At 70.2% G+C, this 17,707-nt stretch carries 22 protein-coding genes; 13 read left to right on the forward strand and 9 right to left on the reverse strand.

Annotated features, from left to right (window positions below):
* Positions 1-6: 6 nt before the first annotated feature.
* Both AB0M83_RS26370 and AB0M83_RS26375 read left to right on the forward strand, forming a co-directional pair.
* Positions 7-702 (forward strand): response regulator transcription factor, encoded by a 696-nt coding sequence (locus tag AB0M83_RS26370; RefSeq protein WP_364521046.1) that lies wholly within the window; start codon positions 7-9, stop codon positions 700-702.
* Entirely contained in the window at positions 699-1,358 is a 660-nt protein-coding gene (locus AB0M83_RS26375) for a response regulator transcription factor (RefSeq protein ID WP_364521047.1), read from the forward strand. The genes AB0M83_RS26370 and AB0M83_RS26375 overlap by 4 nt, the downstream gene beginning before the upstream one ends.
* 108 nt (positions 1,359-1,466) lie before the next feature.
* Here the strand turns inward: AB0M83_RS26375 and AB0M83_RS26380 are convergent, their stop codons facing one another.
* A complete protein-coding gene (locus AB0M83_RS26380; RefSeq protein WP_364521048.1) occupies positions 1,467-2,261 on the reverse strand; it encodes a carbon-nitrogen hydrolase family protein in 795 nt (264 codons plus the stop codon).
* Between the two features lie 84 nt (positions 2,262-2,345).
* Between AB0M83_RS26380 and hisD the strand changes: the two genes are divergently transcribed.
* Genes hisD through AB0M83_RS26405 form a run of 5 tightly spaced genes read left to right on the forward strand, consistent with a single transcriptional unit; the run spans position 2,346 to position 6,009 of the window.
* On the forward strand, positions 2,346-3,671 hold the full coding sequence (hisD, locus tag AB0M83_RS26385; RefSeq protein WP_364521049.1) for a histidinol dehydrogenase: 1,326 nt from the start codon (positions 2,346-2,348) through the stop codon (positions 3,669-3,671).
* Positions 3,668-4,768, forward strand: coding sequence for a histidinol-phosphate transaminase (locus AB0M83_RS26390; protein ID WP_364521050.1), 1,101 nt, complete (start codon positions 3,668-3,670; stop codon positions 4,766-4,768). Before hisD ends, AB0M83_RS26390 begins: the two co-directional genes overlap by 4 nt.
* A complete protein-coding gene (hisB, locus tag AB0M83_RS26395) occupies positions 4,765-5,364 on the forward strand; it encodes an imidazoleglycerol-phosphate dehydratase HisB (protein ID WP_364521051.1) in 600 nt (199 codons plus the stop codon). The genes AB0M83_RS26390 and hisB overlap by 4 nt, the downstream gene beginning before the upstream one ends.
* Complete coding sequence (locus AB0M83_RS26400) at positions 5,361-5,519, forward strand: hypothetical protein (protein ID WP_360481359.1); 159 nt, start codon at positions 5,361-5,363, stop codon at positions 5,517-5,519. Before hisB ends, AB0M83_RS26400 begins: the two co-directional genes overlap by 4 nt.
* A 58-nt stretch (positions 5,520-5,577) precedes the next feature.
* The gene (locus AB0M83_RS26405) at positions 5,578-6,009 is read left to right on the forward strand and encodes a nitroreductase/quinone reductase family protein (RefSeq protein WP_364521052.1); all 432 of its coding nucleotides are present in this window, start codon (positions 5,578-5,580) and stop codon (positions 6,007-6,009) included.
* A gap of 127 nt (positions 6,010-6,136) precedes the next feature.
* Here the strand turns inward: AB0M83_RS26405 and AB0M83_RS26410 are convergent, their stop codons facing one another.
* On the reverse strand, positions 6,137-8,332 hold the full coding sequence (locus AB0M83_RS26410; RefSeq protein WP_364521053.1) for an MMPL family transporter: 2,196 nt from the start codon (positions 8,330-8,332) through the stop codon (positions 6,137-6,139).
* Positions 8,333-8,537: 205 nt separating this feature from the next.
* Between AB0M83_RS26410 and AB0M83_RS26415 the strand changes: the two genes are divergently transcribed.
* A complete protein-coding gene (locus AB0M83_RS26415; RefSeq protein WP_364521054.1) occupies positions 8,538-9,131 on the forward strand; it encodes a TetR family transcriptional regulator in 594 nt (197 codons plus the stop codon).
* A 282-nt stretch (positions 9,132-9,413) separates the two neighbouring features.
* Here AB0M83_RS26415 and AB0M83_RS26420 read toward each other — a convergent pair whose 3' ends face one another.
* Together AB0M83_RS26420 and soxR are read right to left on the reverse strand one after the other, a co-directional pair.
* On the reverse strand, positions 9,414-9,947 hold the full coding sequence (locus AB0M83_RS26420; protein ID WP_364521055.1) for an RNA 2'-phosphotransferase: 534 nt from the start codon (positions 9,945-9,947) through the stop codon (positions 9,414-9,416).
* A gap of 32 nt (positions 9,948-9,979) precedes the next feature.
* Positions 9,980-10,441, reverse strand: a complete 462-nt coding sequence (gene soxR, locus AB0M83_RS26425; protein WP_364521056.1) for a redox-sensitive transcriptional activator SoxR — start codon at positions 10,439-10,441, stop codon at positions 9,980-9,982.
* 52 nt (positions 10,442-10,493) lie between these two features.
* Between soxR and AB0M83_RS26430 the strand changes: the two genes are divergently transcribed.
* Together AB0M83_RS26430 and AB0M83_RS26435 are read left to right on the forward strand one after the other, a co-directional pair.
* The gene (locus AB0M83_RS26430) at positions 10,494-11,183 is read left to right on the forward strand and encodes a thiamine pyrophosphate-dependent enzyme (protein WP_364521057.1); all 690 of its coding nucleotides are present in this window, start codon (positions 10,494-10,496) and stop codon (positions 11,181-11,183) included.
* The gene (locus AB0M83_RS26435; RefSeq protein WP_364521058.1) at positions 11,180-12,073 is read left to right on the forward strand and encodes a transketolase; all 894 of its coding nucleotides are present in this window, start codon (positions 11,180-11,182) and stop codon (positions 12,071-12,073) included. The genes AB0M83_RS26430 and AB0M83_RS26435 overlap by 4 nt, the downstream gene beginning before the upstream one ends.
* Here the strand turns inward: AB0M83_RS26435 and AB0M83_RS26440 are convergent.
* Positions 12,051-13,181 carry a hypothetical protein gene (locus AB0M83_RS26440; protein WP_364521059.1) on the reverse strand — a complete coding sequence of 377 codons (1,131 nt, stop codon included), beginning with the start codon at positions 13,179-13,181 and terminating at the stop codon, positions 12,051-12,053. The genes AB0M83_RS26435 and AB0M83_RS26440 overlap by 23 nt on opposite strands.
* Complete coding sequence (locus tag AB0M83_RS26445) at positions 13,178-13,378, reverse strand: hypothetical protein (protein ID WP_364521060.1); 201 nt, start codon at positions 13,376-13,378, stop codon at positions 13,178-13,180. The genes AB0M83_RS26440 and AB0M83_RS26445 overlap by 4 nt, the downstream gene beginning before the upstream one ends.
* A 109-nt stretch (positions 13,379-13,487) precedes the next feature.
* On the opposite strand from AB0M83_RS26445, the gene AB0M83_RS26450 reads away from it, so the two are divergent.
* Positions 13,488-14,057, forward strand: coding sequence for an NUDIX hydrolase (locus tag AB0M83_RS26450; protein ID WP_364521061.1), 570 nt, complete (start codon positions 13,488-13,490; stop codon positions 14,055-14,057).
* Here AB0M83_RS26450 and AB0M83_RS26455 read toward each other — a convergent pair.
* From AB0M83_RS26455 to AB0M83_RS26465, 3 genes are read right to left on the reverse strand one after another with little or no spacing between them, the layout of a single operon-like run.
* The gene (locus tag AB0M83_RS26455; protein WP_364521062.1) at positions 14,043-14,573 is read right to left on the reverse strand and encodes an NIPSNAP family protein; all 531 of its coding nucleotides are present in this window, start codon (positions 14,571-14,573) and stop codon (positions 14,043-14,045) included. The two genes, AB0M83_RS26450 and AB0M83_RS26455, sit on opposite strands and share 15 nt — an antisense overlap.
* Positions 14,574-14,610: 37 nt before the next feature.
* Positions 14,611-15,786, reverse strand: coding sequence for an acyl-CoA dehydrogenase family protein (locus AB0M83_RS26460; RefSeq protein WP_364521063.1), 1,176 nt, complete (start codon positions 15,784-15,786; stop codon positions 14,611-14,613).
* 48 nt (positions 15,787-15,834) lie between these two features.
* Positions 15,835-16,011: a hypothetical protein gene (locus tag AB0M83_RS26465; protein ID WP_364521064.1), complete on the reverse strand. Its 177-nt coding sequence runs from the start codon at positions 16,009-16,011 to the stop codon at positions 15,835-15,837.
* Between the two features lie 207 nt (positions 16,012-16,218).
* On the opposite strand from AB0M83_RS26465, the gene hisH reads away from it, so the two are divergent.
* Together hisH and priA are read left to right on the forward strand one after the other, a co-directional pair.
* A complete protein-coding gene (gene hisH, locus AB0M83_RS26470; RefSeq protein WP_364521098.1) occupies positions 16,219-16,839 on the forward strand; it encodes an imidazole glycerol phosphate synthase subunit HisH in 621 nt (206 codons plus the stop codon).
* Positions 16,840-16,875: 36 nt separating this feature from the next.
* A complete protein-coding gene (gene priA, locus AB0M83_RS26475) occupies positions 16,876-17,613 on the forward strand; it encodes a bifunctional 1-(5-phosphoribosyl)-5-((5-phosphoribosylamino)methylideneamino)imidazole-4-carboxamide isomerase/phosphoribosylanthranilate isomerase PriA (RefSeq protein WP_364521065.1) in 738 nt (245 codons plus the stop codon).
* Positions 17,614-17,707 lie beyond the last annotated feature (94 nt).

The following is a 17,707-nucleotide window of genomic DNA, read 5'->3' on the forward strand; positions in this document are numbered from 1 at the left end:
GTGCACATGACAGAAGAGCGCTCGGCCGAGGACGATCTGGACCGGGGACGCGTCCGGGTCGCGGTCATCGAAGACCACCCGCTGTACCGCGTTTCGGTGGAGCGGGTGCTGGCCGAAGCCGAATTCATCGAACTCGGGGCGGTGGTCGACTCGGTGGCGCGGTTCCACGTCCACCGGCAGCCACCGGGCAGCGTGGTGCTGCTGGACCTCGGCCTCCCGGGCGTCGCCGGGGCGGCTGCGGTCCTGGAGGTCTGCGAACTCGGGCACCACGTGCTCGTGGTCTCCGCGCAGGCGGAGCCCGAAGTCGTGCTGGGGGCGATCGCCGCGGGGGCGCGCGGCTTCCTCTCCAAGGACGTCGACGCGGACGAGCTGCTGATCGCGATCAAGACGGTGGCCGGCGGCGGGGCGTACGTCTCCGCGGTGGTCGCCGGGATGATCATGAAGGACAACGCGGACCGGCCGGCGGTCTCGGCCGACGTCGAGCTGTCGCCGCGCGAGGAACAGGTGCTGCGGCTGGTGGCGGCGGGGGAGCGCGACGTCGACATCGCGCTGATCCTCGGCATCGGCGTCCGGACCGTGCGGGGCTACCTGGACCGCATCCGCGACAAGACCGGCGAACGCCGCCGGCCGGGCCTGGTCAAGGAAGCCATCCGGCGAGGCTTGATAGGCGGCTCCGGTCCGCGGCGCGGCGGCCGCAAATGAGCGACGACGAGCAGGCGGCGGCCAAGCCGCCCCGGCGGATCCACGTCGGGGTCATCGAGGACCACCCGCTCTACCGGTACGCGCTCACCCGCGTGCTCACCGAGGCGCCGGACATCGAGCTCGGCGCGGTCGCCGACTCGGTGGCCCGGTTCGCGGTCCAGGACCAGCCGGCGGGCAGCGTCGTGGTCCTCGACCTGAAGCTCCGGGGCGTCCAGGACGCGGCCGCGGTCCTGGAAGTGGGGCAGATGGGACACAAGGTGCTGGTGGTGTCCGCGCACGCGGAACAGCCGGAGGTGCTCGGGGCGATGCAGGCGGGCGCGAAGGGTTTCCTGTCGAAGGACGTCGACGGCGACGAGCTCCTGCGCGCGATCCGCACGATCGCCGACGACAACGCGTACGTCTCGCCGACGCTGGCCGGGATGATCATCCAGGACAGCGAAGAGCGGCACGCGGGCCCGAAGATCGTGCTGTCGGAGCGCGAAAAGCAGGTGCTCCGGCTGGTGGCGGCCGGGGAGCGCGACGTCGACGTGGCGGAGATCCTCAACATCAGCGTCCGGACGGTCCGGTCGTACCTCGACCGGATCCGCGACAAGACGGGCGAGCGCCGCCGCGCGGGCTTCGTCCGCGTCGCGATCCGCGAAGGCCTGCTCCGCTAAAGCGCCACTTTCTCCAGGAAAGATGCGTCCGAGGGGGCCCCGGACGCATCTTTCCTGGGGAAAGCTCGACTTTGAAACGCAAAGCCGCACTTTCCCGTGAAAGTGCGGCTAGAGGCGGCGGTTGGCCAGGGCTCCGGTCGCCGTGCGGGCCTGGGCCGGCAGCGCCGGGTCGACGTCCACCAGGAGCGTCTCGGGTCCCGCGCCCGCGGCGGCGTGCACGCGGCCGAAACCGTCCGCGGCCAGGGAGTACCCGATGCCCGTCGGCGCCTTCGGGTTCACCGTGAGGCCCGTCGCCGCCGGGTCGGCCTGGCCGCAGGCCAGCACCCAGCAGCCCGAGTCCAGCGCCCGCGCGCGCACCAGCACCTCCCACTGCTCGCGCTTGCCCTCGCCGGCGCCCCAGGACGCCGGCAGCAGCACGACGTCGGCGCCGTCGTCGGCCAGCGCCCGGAACAGCTCCGGGAACCGCACGTCGTAGCACGTCGCGACGCCGTAGACGACGCCCTCGAACTCGAAGGTCACCGGGACCGTGCCCGGCGCGACCGTGTCGGACTCGGCGAAGCCGAACGCGTCGTAGAGGTGGATCTTGTCGTAGCCGCGGTGCTGCCCGCCGCCGGTGACCAGCAGGGTGTTGCGCACCCGGCCCTCGTCCGCCGGGGTGAACATCCCGGCGACGACCACCACGTCGTGCTCGGCGGCCACCGAAGCGACCGCCGTCGCCCACGGCCCGTCCAGGTCCTCGGCCACCGGCTCCAGCGGGCGCCCGAAGCGGGCCATCGCCGCTTCGGGGAACACGACGATCCGCGCGCCGTCCGCCACCGCGGCCTCCACCCCGGAGCGAATCAGCTTCAGGTTCGCCTCCGGGTCGTCACCCGAGTTGACCTGGCACAACGCGATTCGCGTCACCGTTGCCTCCTGCATGCTGGGATCCGCCGTCACCGGGGAGTATCGCCGACGAGTGTCCCAGTGTGACCTCGTACCCTGGAGGGCATGTTGAACCGCACCGACCTGCGCGGGCAGGTCCCGACCGCCGCCGAACTGCGCGCCACGCTGCCGCGTGCCGAATACGACGTGGACGCGGCGCTGCATCACGTGCGCCCGGTGGTCGAGGCGGTCCGTGACCGCGGTGTCGAAGCCGTCCTCGAGTACACCGAGAAGTTCGACAAGGTCCGTCCGGACGCCGTGCGCGTGCCGCGGGCGAAGCTGTCCGAAGCGCTCGCGCAGCTCGACCCGCAGGTGCGCGCCGCGCTGGAGGAGTCGATCACCCGCGCCCGCAAGGTGCACGCCGAGCAGCGCCGCACCGACGTCACGACGACCGTCGTCGACGGCGGCACGGTCACCGAGAAGTGGGTGCCGGTCGAGCGCGTCGGCCTCTACGCCCCGGGCGGGCTGGCCGTGTACCCCTCGACCGTGGTGATGAACGTCGTCCCGGCGCAGATCGCCGGCGTCGGTTCGCTGGTCGTCTGCTCGCCGCCGCAGGCCGCGTTCGGCGGCCTGCCGCACCCGACCATCCTGGCCGCGGCCGAGCTCCTCGGCGTCGACGAGGTGTGGGCGGCCGGCGGCGCGCAGGCCGTCGCGCTGCTGGCGTACGGCGGCACGGACACCGACGGCGCCGAGCTCGCCCCGGTCGACGTCGTCACCGGGCCGGGCAACATCTACCTGACCGCGGCGAAGCGGATGCTGCGCGGCCTGATCGGGATCGACTCCGAAGCCGGCCCGACCGAGATCGCGATCCTCGCCGACGAGACGGCCGACCCGGTGCACGTCGCCGCCGACCTGGTCAGCCAGGCCGAGCACGACCCCCTGGCCGCCAGTGTCCTGGTGACGACGTCGGTCGAGCTGGCCGACGCCGTCGACAAGGAACTGGTGCACCGCGTCGCCGCGACGAAGCACGCCGAGCGCGTCGCCGAAGCGCTGGGCGGCAAGCAGTCCGGCGTCATCCTGGTGTCCACAGTGGACGACGGCCTGCGCGTCGTCGACGCCTACGCCGCCGAGCACCTGGAGATCCAGACGGCGGACGCGCGCGAAGTCGCCGCCCGGGTCCGCAACGCGGGCGCGATCTTCGTCGGCGCGTACGCCCCGGTGTCGCTCGGCGACTACTGCGCCGGGTCCAACCACGTGCTGCCCACCGGCGGGTTCGCCCGCCACTCCTCGGGCCTGTCCGTGCAGAGCTTCCTCAAGGGCATCCACGTCGTGGACTACTCCGAGGAGGCGCTGCGCGAGGTCGCCGGGCGCGTCGTCGCGCTGGCCAACGCCGAGGACCTGCCCGCGCACGGCGAGGCCGTCGCCGCGCGCTTCGGAGGTTCGGTCCGATGACGATCGGCGAAGAGGTCACCCTGGACGCGCTGCCGCTGCGCGACGACCTGCGCGGCAAGACCCCGTACGGCGCGCCGCAGCTGGACGTCCCCGTCCGGCTCAACACCAACGAAAACCCGTACCCGCCGCCGCCCGAGCTGGTCGCGGACGTGGCCGAAGCGGTCCGTCTTGAGGCTGCCGAGCTGCACCGCTACCCGGACCGCGACGCCGTGGCGCTGCGGCAGGACCTGGCCGACTACCTGAGCGTGTCGACGCGGGTGGTGCTGTCGGAGGCGAACGTCTGGGCCGCCAACGGGTCCAACGAGGTGCTGCAGCAGATCCTGCAGGCGTTCGGCGGTCCCGGGCGCAGCGCGCTCGGGTTCGAGCCGTCGTACTCGATGCACCCGATCATCTCCTCCGGCACGCGCACCGAGTGGATCCCGGCGCCGCGCCGCGCCGACTTCACGCTCGACACGGCCGCGGCGGCGTCGGTCATCGCGGAACGGCGTCCGGACATCGTGTTCGTCACCAGCCCGAACAACCCGACCGGCGGGTCCATCCCCCTTTCCGAGCTGCGCGCGATCCTGGACGCGGCCACCGGGATCGTGGTGGTCGACGAGGCGTACGCGGAGTTTTCGCCGCAGCCGAGCGCGGTCGGGCTGCTGGCCGACTACCCGGCGCGGCTGATCGTGTCGCGCACGATGAGCAAGGCGTTCGCCTTCGCGGGCGGGCGGCTGGGCTACCTGGCGGCTGCCCCGGCGGTCGTCGACGCGCTGCAGCTGGTGCGGCTGCCGTACCACCTTTCGCGGCTGACCCAGGCGGCCGCGCGGGCGGCGCTGCGCCACGCGGACGCCACGTTGGCCAGTGTGCACAAGCTGGCGGCGGAACGCGACCGCGTCGTGGAAGCGTTGGCGGGCTTGGGTTACGACCCGGTGCCGAGCGATTCGAACTTCGTCCTCTTCGGACGGTTCAGCGACCCGCACGCGGCCTGGCAGTCCTATTTGGACAAGGGCGTGCTGATCCGCGATCCCGGCATCGCGGGGCACCTGCGCGTGAGCATCGGCACCCCGGAAGAGAACGACGCGTTCCTCGAGGCGAGTAAGGAAGTTTCCCGATGACCCGGATCGGCAAGGTCGAGCGGACCACCAAGGAGTCCTCGATCTTCGTGCAGCTGGACCTCGACGGCACGGGCGAGGTCGAGATCTCGACCGGCGTGCCGTTCTACGACCACATGCTGACGGCGTTCGGCGTCCACGGCTCCCTGGACCTCAAGGTCGAGGCGACCGGCGACACCCACATCGACGCGCACCACACGGTGGAGGACACGGCGATCGTGCTGGGCCAGGCGATCCGCCAGGCCCTGGGCGACAAGAGCGGCATCCGCCGCTTCGGCGACGCGTGGATCCCGATGGACGAGACGCTGGCCCACGCGGCGATCGACGTGTCGGGGCGCCCGTACTGCGTGCACGTGGGCGAGCCGGAGCAGTTCACCACGTTCACGATCGGCAACAACTACCCGTTCGTCCTGACGCGGCACGTGTTCGACTCGCTGTCGTTCCACGCGCAGATCGCGCTGCACGTCCGGGTGATCCACGGCCGCGACCCGCACCACATCGCGGAGGCGGAGTACAAGGCGGTGGCCCGTGCCCTGCGCGCGGCGACCGAGCCGGATCCCCGCGCGGGCGGCATCCCCTCCACGAAGGGCGTTCTGTGAGCAAGGAAGTAGTCGGAGTCCTGTTGCTCGCCCTGGGCGGTTTCCTGGTGGGCGGCGTGTACTCGACCTGGAAGACGGCCAAGTTCATGGCGGGAGTACTGGGCGTGGCGGCCCTGCTCGCCATCGGCGGCGCGATCTTCTGGTTCGCGAGCTGACCGATTCCTTTCGCGGGCGCGGGCGGTCTGCATGGTCATCCCACCAAGGAGGAGAGCCATGTCCACCGTGCCGGCCGACGAAGAGTTCCGGACCTACAACGAGGGCGTCATCGGCGAGTTCCGTGCCCGGCACGGCGTGGTCAGCCGGCCACCGTTCCCGATCTTGCTGCTGACCACGACCGGAGCCCGCACGGGACGGCGGACGACGGTGCCGCTCGGCTTCGCGGTCGACGACGAGGGCCGCGTCTTCGTGGTCGGTTCCAAGGCGGGCGCTCCCCGGCACCCGGCCTGGTTCCACAACCTCCGGGCCAACCCGGCGGTGACGGTCGAGCTGGGTGACGGGTCCTATCCGGCCCGGGCCGTCGTGACGACCGGTGAGGAACGCGACCGCCTCTACCGCCTGGTTTCCGACGGCACCTCCGCCTACGAGCAGAACACCGACCGGGTGTTCCCGGTGATCGTCCTCGAAGGGGTACCTGCTCCGGCCTGACCGCCCCGAAGGCGGCCCCCACCCTCCCCGGGGGGCGTCCCTGGTCCAGTCTACCGGCAGCGGCCGACAAAACCGGTGGCCGAAGCCTGGTTGTCCACAACCCCGCGGGGTTGTGGACAACCAGGACTCAGCGGCTCGCGCCGACCAGTTCGCGCTCGTCGTCGTCCGGTGCCGCGTCGAGGTGCTTCGTGAGCTTTTCGCCCTCGACGTCGACGTCCGGCAGGATCCGGTCGAGCCACTTCGGCAGCCACCACGCGCCGCGGCCGAGCAGGGACATCACCGCCGGCACCAGCGTCATGCGGACCACGAACGCGTCCACCAGCACGCCGAACGCCAGCGCGAAGCCGATCGACTGGATCAGCGTCGACTCGGCCAGGACGAACCCGGCGAACACGCTGATCATGATCAGCGCCGCCGCGACGACCACCCGCGCGCCGTGGCGGAAGCCGGTGACCATCGCCTCCTGCGGCTCCGCGCCGTGGACGTGCTCCTCGCGCATCCGCGTCACCAGGAACACCTGGTAGTCCATCGCCAGCCCGAACAGCACACCGATCAGCAGGATCGGCAGCATGCTCATGATCGGCCCGGTCGACTCGACGCCGAGCAGATCGGTCAGCCAGCCCCACTGGAACACCGCGACCACCGCGCCGAACGTCGCCGCGACCGAGCCGAGGAAGCCGATCGTCGCCTTCAGCGGCACCACCACCGAGCGGAACACCAGCATCAGCAGCACGAACGCCAGCCCGACGATCAGCGCGAGGTAGGGCAGCATCGCGTCGGACAGCTTCTCCGAGACGTCGATGTTCGCCGCGGTCTGCCCGGTGACGGCCAGCTTCGCGCCGGTCGCGTTCTCCAGCACGCCGGATTCGGCGCGGATCGCGGCCACCAGGTCTTCGGTTTGAGTGCTGCTCGGCCCGCTCTTCGGGATCACCGTGAGCAACGCCGTGTCCCCGGTCTGGTTGACCTTCGGCGGGGTGACGGCGGCGACGTCGGGCAGCTTCTGGATGTCGGCCGCGGCCTGGCCGAGCGCGGCCTGCCGGTCGGTGCTCGCGCCGGTGTCGACGACGACCAGCAGCGGCCCGTTGGAACCCTCGCCGAAGCTGCGGCTGGCGATCTCGTACGCCTTGTGCTGCGTGGACTCCGGCGCGGCGGTGGCGTCGTTGGGCAGGCCGAGCTGCATGCCGAGGGCGGGCAGCGCGACCACGGCCATCCCGGCCAGCGCGACGAGCAGCACCGGCCACCGGTGGCGGGCGACGAACCGCGCCCAGCGCTCGCCGTGCGTCGTCTCGACCGGCTTGCGGCGCAGGCGGATCCGTTCGCCGGCGACCCGGTGGCCGGCGAAGCCGAGGATCGCGGGCAGCAGCGTCAGGGCGATGACGACGGCGACCGCGACGGTCACCGCGGCGGCCACGCCCATCTGGCCGAGGAACGGGATGCCGATGACGGTCAGGCCGGCCAGGGCGATGATCACCGTGAGCCCGGCGAAGACGACGGCCGAGCCGGCGGTGCCGGTGGCGCGACCGGCGGCCTCTTCGGGATCGCGACCGAGCTTCAGTTCGTGCCGGTAGCGCGAGACGATGAACAGCGCGTAGTCGATGCCGACGGCCAGCCCGATCATCAGCGCCAGGATCGGAGTGTTCGAGTTCAGCTCCAGGAAGCCGGAGGCGAGGAAGATGCCGCCCATTCCGGTGCCGACGCCGATCAGCGCGGTCAGCAGCGGGATCCCGGCGGCGATCAGCGAGCCGAAGGTGATGATCAGCACGACGGCCGCGACCGCGACCCCCAGTCCCTCGGTCGCGCCGGTTTCGGGGATGCCCTGCACGGCGTCGCCGCCGAACTCGACGGTGAACCCGGCGTCACGGGTGGCGTCGGCCGCGTCGAGCAGCGCCTGGCGGTCACCGTCGGTGAGCTCGTACGCCTTCGCGCCGTAGCTGACCTGGGCGAGGGCGACGCGCTTGTCGGGCGAGATCGACTGCGCCTGGAACGGGTCCACGACGGTGGCGACCTTCGGCGCCGTCTTCAGCCGGCCGACCAGGGACTCGACGGCGGCCTTGCCCTTCGCGTCGGCGATGGTGGTCCCCGCCGGCGTCTCGATGACGACGCGCGCGGTGGCGCCCCCGGCGTGGGCCTGCGGGAACTTCGCGGTCAGCTGGTCGATCGCCCGCTGCGACTCGGTGCCGGGGATCGTCACCGAGTTCGACAGCTGGCCGGACAGCGTGAGGGCGCCCAGCCCGAGCGCCACGAGGACGGCCGCCCAGACGGCGGCGACCAGCGCCCGCCGTCGGAAGGACAACCGGCCGAGCCGGTACAGGAAGGTCGCCACGCGTCAGCTCCGTTTCCCCCGAACGGGGTCGGTTCACTCGATCTGGTTCTGACCCAAGCTAGCCGATCGGCAAGGAGACCTCCAAGCCGATCGGCAAGTATGTGACTTGCCGAACAGCAAAGTTTATCCCAGCCGATCGGCTAGTGGACGGTTTGCCGATCGACAGGGAGTGACGTACGCTCCGACGGCTCGCTGAGGAGGAAGAATGACCGCCGGCCCGGACGGGGACACCCGGACCCGACTGCTGCAGACCGCGTTGCGGCTGTTCACCGAACACGGCGTCGAAGGCACGTCGCTGCAGATGATCGCGGACGCGCTCGGCGTGACGAAGGCGGCGGTCTACTACCACTTCAAGACGAAGGCGGAGATCACCGAGGCGGTCGCCGAGCCCGGGGTGCGCGACCTGGACGAGCTGGTGCTGCGCGCGGCCGCGCAGAGGCGCCGCGGCGCGCAGGTCGATCTGCTGCTGGAGGGGTTCGTCGACCTGGTGATCCGGCACCGCGCGCTGGTGGCGCTGTTCTCGAGCGACCCGGGCCTGGTGCGGGCGATCGAGAAGTCGGCGCACGGCGGCATGGAGGGCTTCGGTCAGGCGCTGCTGGGCATTTTGTCGGGCCCGGACCCGACCCCGGCGGCGCGGGTCAACGCGATGGTGACGCTGACGGGTATTGCGATGGCCGGCGGTTCCCCGGACCTGGCCCGCCTGAGCGACGACGAGCTGCGCACGGAACTGCTGGATGTGGGCCGCCGCCTCCTGGGCCGCCCCCGCCGCCGCCTCACCACCCCCGTGTCGACCGCCTGATCACGCGAGATGCCCGCTCAATCACGCGAGATGCCTCCCCAGTCACGCGAGATGCCCGCTCAATCACGCGAGTTCCGTCTCTGATCACGCGAGACACGCGCTCGATCACGCGAGAACCGGGTTTCGAGCGCGCGTGTCGTCCGTCTGGGTGCGCGAACCGACTATCCAGGTACGCGAGCCGACCGTCTGGGTACGCGAGCCGACCGTCCCTGTACGTAGCCGACCGTCCAGGTGCGCGAGCCGACCGTCCGGGTACGGGAGCCGCGGCCGCCGGGGCACGCCTCAGCCGATGCGGTGGAGGTACTCCGGGGGCACCGAGGCCGTCAGCCACACGCCGTTCGCGCTCACCTGGAACGCGTGGCCGGCCGCAGCCATCCTCGCGGCATCGACTCGGAGGACCACCGGCTTGCCGCGGCGGGCGCCGACCGTCCGGGCCGTGTCGAGCGTCGGCGAGAGGTGGACCGCGTGGCGCTTCATCGGGCGCAGCCCCTCGCGGAAGATCGCGTCGAGGAACTTCGCCACCGTGCCGTGGTAGAGCACGTCCGGCGGCGCCGCGTCCGCGAGGCCGAGGTCGACCGAAACGCTGTGGCCCTGGCTCGCGCGGATGCGCATGCCGGTCTCGTCAAAGGCGAACCGGCGCTTGTTGTTCGTCTCGACGACTTCGTCGAGCTGTTCGCGGGTGATCTTCAACGCCCGCAGCAGGGTGCCGACGTCGACCCAGCCGTCGGGGGAGAGGGTGAGGCCGGCGGCGGCGGGATCGTGACGCAGGTGCAGCGCCAGCCGCTTCGAAATGCGGATTGTTTCCTTCTCGTTCATTGCTTCCCCAGGGTCCCGCGGCGGGCAAGCGATTAAATGCCGCCTTCGACCGCCGGACGCAGTTTGCTCGCTCCCGGCCCGAAGCGCGCCAGCTCGTCGTCGTTGTTGTAGAGCGCGCAGCTGCGCAGCGACAGGCAGCCGCAGCCGACGCAGCCGGTGAGCCGGTCGCGAAGCCGTTGCAGGGCGTCGATCCGCGCGTCGAGCTCGTGTTGCCAGTCGCGTGACAACCGCGCCCAGTCGGCCTTCGTCGGCGCGTGGTCGGCCGGCAGCGAGGTCAGCGCCGCGCTGATGTCCTCCAGGGAGAGGCCGACCCGTTGTGCCGCGCGGATGAACGCGATCCGCCGCAGCACCGAGCGCGGGTAGCGGCGCTGGTTGCCCGCCGACCGCTCCGAGCTGATCAGCCCTTTCTCCTCGTAGAACCGCAGTGCCGTGTGCGGCACTCCGCTGCGGTCCGCCACCTGTCCGATGCTGAGATGTTCAGCGAGCCTCGTCACCAGCTCAGGCTATCCTTGACTTCGAGTTTAGTCGAGGTTGCATCGTCGGAGGATGACCACTGCGACCGAACCGGGCTACGCCGAGCTCCCGCGACTGATCTCGCTGATGACCGGCGACGACAAGCACCACGCCGCCGCGGAGTCCACTGTGGACGTGCTGTGGGTGCTCTACGACCGCGTGCTCGACGTTACGCCGTCGAACTTCCGTTCGCCGGACCGCGACCGCTTCTTGCTGTCCAAAGGACACGGTCCGATGGCGTACTACGCCGTGCTGACGGTGAAGGGCTTTCTCGACGAGGCGGAGTTGCCGACGTGGTCCAACGCGCTGTCGCGCCTCGGGCACCACCCCGACCGCCGGCGCGTCCCCGGCGTCGAGATTTCGAGCGGCTCCCTCGGTCACGGCCTGCCGATCGCGCTCGGCACGGCGCTGGGCCTGCGCGCCCGCGGGCTGACGTCGAAAGTCGTGACGCTCATCGGCGACGCCGAGCTGGACGAGGGGTCGAACCACGAGGCGATCGTCGTCGCGGCGCGGTCCGGCCTGGAAAACCTGACGACGGTGGTGATCGACAACCGGTCGTCGACGCGCGGCTGGCCGGGAGGCATCGCGCGCCGCTTCGAGGTGGAGGGGTGGGAGACGCGCACGGTGTCCGGCCGCGACCATCCGGCGCTGTACTCGGCGTTCACTGCCCCGCATCCCGGCCGGCCGCTGGCCGTGGTCGCCGTCGTCGAACCGAAGGGTTGAGTGTCGTGAGGGAGACGTTCTTGCGTGTCACGGAGGAGATCCTGGACGCGGACCCGGACGTGGCGGTGGTGCTGGCCGACATTTCGGCGGCCCAGCTGGCCGGCGCGGCCCGGCGGCACCCGGACCGGGTGATCAACGTGGGGATCCGCGAGCAGCTGCTGGTCAGCGCGGGCGCGGGCCTGGCCCTGGCGGGGCTGCGGCCGATCGTGCACACGTTCCCGTCGTTCCTGGTGGAGCGCGCGTTCGAGCAGATCAAGCTGGACTTTTCGCACCAAGAGGTGGGCGGGGTCCTGGTGTCGTACGGGGCTTCGTACGACATGTCGGCCGAGGGGCGGACGCACCAGTCACCGGGTGACGTGGCTTTGATCGATTCGCTGCCGGGGTGGACGGTGCACGTTCCCGGTCACGCTTCCGAGGCCCGGCGGTTGCTGTTGGAGTCGATTCCCGGGGATGGGCGGGTTTACCTGCGGCTTTCCGCTCAGGCTAATGCTTCGCCTCATCTCGGGGTCGGGTTCACCCGGCTGCGGTTTGGTTCGTCGGGGGTTGTGGTGGCGGTGGGGCCGGTGCTGGATCGGGTGCTGCGGGCGTGTGCGGGACTTGATGTGACGGTTTTGTACGCGTCGACTATCCGGCCTTTCGATGCGGCCGGGTTGCGGTCGGCTGTGCTTTCGGCTTCGCCTTCCGTGGTTCTCGTGGAGCCTTACTTGGCCGGGACTTCGGCTTACTGGGTTTCGGAAGCGTTGTCGGATTTGCCGCATCGGGTGAAGTCGTTGGGGGTGCGGCGGGATGTGGAGGTCCGGACTTACGGCGGGATCGCGGACCATGATCTGGCTCATGGCCTGGATGCTGGGTCTTTGAGGCTGTCGATCAAGGATTTCCTGGGGAAGTAGGCGGAACGCCATCGGTATCCGGGTCGCCGAAATCCGGCTTTCGGTACGGGAAGGAAATCTTCGCGCCGCCGAGTAGCGCCATGAGCCCTACATTGGCCGCGCGCTCCTCGTCACTGCTGTCGGGGTGCTTCACATGGAGTTCCTCGTACAGCCGGAACCGGTTGAGATCAACGATCGTTCGCACCGTTTCCATGTATTCACCCGCCCCGGCTACCGCGGCCCGGTAGGCGATCCAGGTGAATCCGTACGGCACCAGTGAGGTGAGCAACCACCAGCGATCAGTCAGCATCGCCGCCACCGTTTCCAAGGTGGCGACCAGTGCGACGACGCACAGCCGGATCGAGGTGTCCATCTGCTGCCGGGCGTCGTGCAAGTGGTCTACGTGCTTGTCCGGCGCGACGAGGGTGATGTACGGCGCTGTACGGATGGCGTCGAGACCGTATTGTCTGCCGATTCGATCCTCGGCCGACCGGAGGGCATTTCCCAGCCGGGTGGGCATCATGCGGCGGGCAGTCGGGTACCGCTGCATCTGATGCGGGACGTGGGCCAGCGCGGCGTGGAAACCGCTCGCCGTGTGTGCCTTCGGGCTGGGGAGCAGCTTGAGGATCGCGTTCCTGAAGTCGGCGTCGTTCAAGGCGAACGGATTCGTCGCCTTTTCCGGCTTGGTGGCCAGGTCGTTCAAATACTTGTCGACGATGACCCAGGTGAGCACTTCTTGACGACGGAGGTCTAACTGGGTCTGGCGCCGGTTCAGCCGTGATTTCTTCTTGCGATAATGGGTGATGCGCAGGCGGAGCAGGATCGTGGCGAGCCGTGAACTACCCCAGTAGCCTTCGAGCACCCGGGTCATGCCCAGCTGCAGCGGATGGAGGAAGAGTGCGCTGATGGCGGTCGCCAGCAGGATCCAGGCGTAGCCGCCGAGGCTGATGCCGCTGAGATTGGTGCCCAGGCGCCTCAGGTTCGGCGTTCCCGCCCAGGCGCCACTACCGATGAGGACGACCGTCCAGCCAGTCAGGAACAGCGCGGGGAGCATGCTGACGAGACTGAAGTAACGGCCGATCCGCGCTCCAGTACCCAGGGCGGCATCGGTGATCGACGGCGAGGTCATGGCAGCAGACGGTCCTCGTCGTCGATGTAGTCATCGCACAATTCGCAGAAGTACCCGTAGTCCTCTTCCACGAGGTAGAACTCGGGGTGGTACGGGCAGCGACCGTTGCCATGGTCTTCGCCGTACCCGGGCAAACCGCCATGGGGCTTGTCGGTGCCGAGCATCACCAAACCGAGGGCCAGCCGCAGTCTGCGCATGGGCCTCACCCCGCCCTCCAGGATTCGACCATGTTAGGCCAGCATTCAGGCCTAGTCGACAAGTCGGGGCGAGGTGGTGATGGGGGTTTCGCCCTGGGTGGTGCCCGCTGTGGGGATCGTTGTGGTGGCCGTGGCCGGGGTGTTCGGGCCGCAGTGGGCGTGGCTTGCCGCCGGTGTTCTGGTGGCCGCCGGGGTGGGTGGGCTCGCTTGGGGTGTCCTGAGGGAACCGCGGACCGATAGCGTGACCTCCATGGGGTCCACTATTCGGCCGATCGCGCTCGGCCTGATCCGGCGGCGCGAGCAAATCCTTGTCTTCGAAGGGCGCGATGACGTCAAGGGTGAGACCTACTACCGGCCGCTCGGGGGTGGGGTCGAGTTCGGTGAGCGCAGCGAGGACGCCCTCGTGCGCGAGTTCCGTGAAGAGCTCGATGCCGAGATCGTTGTCAAAGAGCGGCTCGGGGTCCTCGAGAACGTTTACGCCTACCGTGGCAACCCCGGGCACGAGATCGCCTTCCTCTACGAAGCCGAGTTCGTCGACGCCTCTCTGTACGCCAAAGAAGAGATGAAGATCCTCGACGATCCCGCCACCGCCCGCTGGGTCGACCTCCAGGACTTCCGGAACGGCAGCAAGATCCTGTACCCCGTCGGGCTTATCGAACTGCTCTCATCGGAGCAGTGAACGGGACGTCGGCACCAGCTCCTCGGCGGAATCCGAAGGGGAACGACTGAACCACACGGACACCGGCCCGTCCGTGTGGACCGGCAGCTGGGGGAAGTTGTTCGGCGACGGCTCCGTCTCGAACACCGCGAAGGCCGACGGCGACGCCTCGAAGGAGAGGTACACCCCCGAGCCCGGCGGAGGAGAAGCCAGCCCGCGACGGACCGGACGCAGCAGGTGCACGTCGTCCGAATCCACCATCGTCGCGTTCGCTGCGTCGCGATGCGCCTTCCAGACCGGGCCGGAGTAGAACCCGGAAAGGGCGTCCGCGCGGGTGGCGAGAGACCGGAAACCCCGCAGCCACACGAACTGGTCCGGCGATGAAGGCACCCGGAACAACCCGAACAGGTGCGCCCCCAAAGCCTCCTGCGGCTCGACGAACTCGCGCTCAAATAGCGAAATCAGCTCGTCGCGCCGGCCAGGGTGCAGGGTGTAGCGCCGTAGCTCGAGCACCGTCTCGAACGAAGAAAAGTCCACGACCCGCACACTAGAGACCACCACCGACAAAAACGGATCAGCGGAACGCCGCCAGCCCCGTCACCGCCTGGCCCAGCGACAGCGCGTGCATCTCCTCCGTGCCCTCGTACGTCAGCACCGTCTCGAGGTTCGCCATGTGCCGCATCACCGGGTACTCCAGCGAAATCCCGTTCGCGCCCAGCATCGTTCGCGCCGAGCGCGCCGCGTCCAAGGCCGAGCGGACGTTCGCCATCTTGCCGAAGCTCACGTGGTTGTGGTGCAGCGTCCCGGCGTCCTTGAGGCGCCCGATCTGCAGCGCCACCAGTCCCGCGCGGTTGACCTCCACCAGCAGGTCGGCCAGCTTGCGCTGCGTGAGCTGGAACCCGGCCAGCGGCTTGCCGAACTGCGACCGCGACAGCGTGTACTCCAGCGCCGCCTCGTAACAAGCGCGGGCCGCTCCGACGACGCCGAACAAGATTCCGTAGCGGGCTTCGTTCAGGCACGACAGTGGCCCGCGCAAGCCGCGGACCTCGGGAAACGCCGCCGACGAAGGCAGCCGGACGCCGTCCAGGACCAGCTCCGCCGTCAGCGATGCCCGCAAGGACAGCTTGTGCTTGACCTCGTTGGCCGTGAACCCCGGCGTCGACGTCGGGACGACGAAGCCGCGGATCCCGTCGTCGGTCTGGGCCCAGACGACCGCGACGTCGGCGACCGTTCCGTTGGTGATCCACATCTTCGTGCCCGAGAGCACCCAGTCCGACCCGTCGCGCACCGCCCGCGTCCGCATCGCGCCCGGGTCGCTGCCCGCGTCCGGCTCGGTCAGCCCGAAGCAGCCCAGCGCGTCGCCGGTGGCCATCCGCGGCAGCCACTCCTGCCGCTGCTCCTCGCTGCCCCACTTGTGGATCGCGTACATCGCCAGCGAACCCTGCACCGACACGAAGCTCCGCAGCCCCGAGTCGACGGCTTCGAGCTCACGGCACGCGATGCCGTACGCGACCGCGCTCGTGCCGGCGCAGCCGTACCCCTCCAGGTGCATGCCCAGCAGCCCCAGCGACCCGAAACCCTTGGCCAGCTCGGCGGCCGGCAGCACGCCCGATTCGTACCAGTCCGCGACGTGGTCGAGCAGGTTGTCCTTCGCGTACGCGCGCACGGCGTCGCGGATCGCGCGCTCCTCCTCGGCGAGCCCGGCGTCGAGGTCGAGGAAGTCGTAAGGGTCAGGGGTGCGGCTGCTCATGAGGGCTCCCGGGGGACGCGTCGATGCGGCCCCCGCAGGAAACCACAGTCAGGCGTCTGTCCTCCGCGTGGCGTTCGTCACGCGGGCAGCAGACGCGGACGGCGAACACCGCGGGCGGATCTGCTGGCGGGGAATCAGCAGCTCGCTGAACTGCGGGAACGGCACGCTTTCGATGTCTTCACGCCAGGCATGCAGCATCTGGGACAGCAGATCGTCCTCGGACATCTCTTCGCCTCCCTGGCGTCCGGTCGTGCCGGGGTCAGCCCACACGATCGGGTCACCTAATACCCGCTGGCCGGGAGGCTCAAACGTCCTTCTCCAAGATTGTTCCGGCCGACGACTCCTCCGTCGCAGGATCGCCGGCGCCGTGACGGACGGCTATTCGGTCGAACTCCGCCGAGGGCGACGGCTACGCTGGGTGGCGTGTCTCGTGTGGTGATCCTCGACTACGGTTCCGGCAACCTCCGCTCCGCCGAACGCGCCGTGGCGCGCGCCGGTGCCGACGTCGAGGTCACCGCCGACCCGCATGCCGCGATCGAGGCCGACGGCCTGGTCGTGCCCGGCGTCGGCGCGTACTCGGCGTGCATGGCGGGGCTGCTGGAGGTCAAGGGGCACCGGATCATCGGCAAGCGCCTCGCCGGCGGCCGTCCCGTGCTCGGCATCTGCGTCGGCATGCAGATCCTCTTCTCCCGCGGCGTCGAGCACGGCGAGGAGACCGAGGGCACGGGGGAGTGGCCCGGCGTCGTCGACCGGTTGAACGCCGACGTCCTGCCGCACATGGGCTGGAACACCGTGCGCGCGCCCGCGGACACGCAGCTCTTCGCCGGCCTCGACCCGGACGAGCGGTTCTACTTCGTGCACTCCTACGCGGCGCGCAAGTGGGAGCTGGAGTCGGGCCTGGCCGGCCAGGAACCCAAGGTCACCTGGGCCAACCACGGCGAGGACTTCGTCGCGGCGGTCGAGAACGGGCCGCTGTGGGCCACCCAGTTCCACCCGGAGAAGTCCGGCGACGCCGGCGCGCAGCTGCTGAAGAACTGGCTCGCGACCCTCTGACCGGGTGACGCGGGTCTCCGCCCTAGAGTTACCGGCGTGACTTTCACGCTGCTTCCCGCCGTTGATGTGGCCGATGGCCAGGCCGTGCGACTCGTCCAGGGCGAGGCCGGCACCGAGACCTCCTATGGCAGCCCGCTCGAAGCGGCGCTCGCCTGGGAGCGCGACGGCGCCGAGTGGATCCACCTGGTCGACCTCGACGCCGCCTTCGGCAAGGGCAGCAACCGCGAGCTGCTCGCCGACGTCGTCGGCCGCCTCGACGTGCAGGTCGAGCTCTCCGGCGGCATCCGCGACGACGCGTCGCTGAAGGCCGCCCTGGCCACCGGCGCCCGCCGGGTCAACCTCGGCACCGCCGCGCTCGAGGATCCCGAGTGGACGGCGCGGGTGATCGGCGAGTACGGCGATCGCGTCGCGATCGGCCTCGACGTGCGGATCACCGAGGCCGGCCACCGCCTCTCGGCCCGCGGCTGGACGTCCGACGGCGGCGACCTCTGGGAGGTCCTCGAGCGTCTGGACCGCGACGGCGCGTCCCGCTACGTCGTGACGGACGTGAGCAAGGACGGCACCCTGCGCGGCCCGAACCTCGACCTGCTGCGCGACGTCGTGGCCCGCACCGACGCGCCGGTGATCGCCTCCGGCGGGGTGTCCAGTGTGGACGACCTCGTCGCGCTGGCCGGCCTGGCGTCGGACGGCGTCGAGGGCTCGATCGTCGGCAAGGCGCTCTACGCGGGGGCGTTCACGCTGCCCGAGGCCCTCGCCGCGGTCGCGAAGGTCTGATCGAGCACCGCACCCGGAGCGGCGGGTGCCGGCCGACGAGGCGACCCGCGCGGCGCCGGCATTACCTCCGGCGTAATCGACGAGGTGTGCGAGA

Origin of the sequence: Amycolatopsis sp. NPDC051106, from assembly GCF_040682775.1 — a bacterium.
Lineage (GTDB): Bacteria > Actinomycetota > Actinomycetes > Mycobacteriales > Pseudonocardiaceae > Amycolatopsis.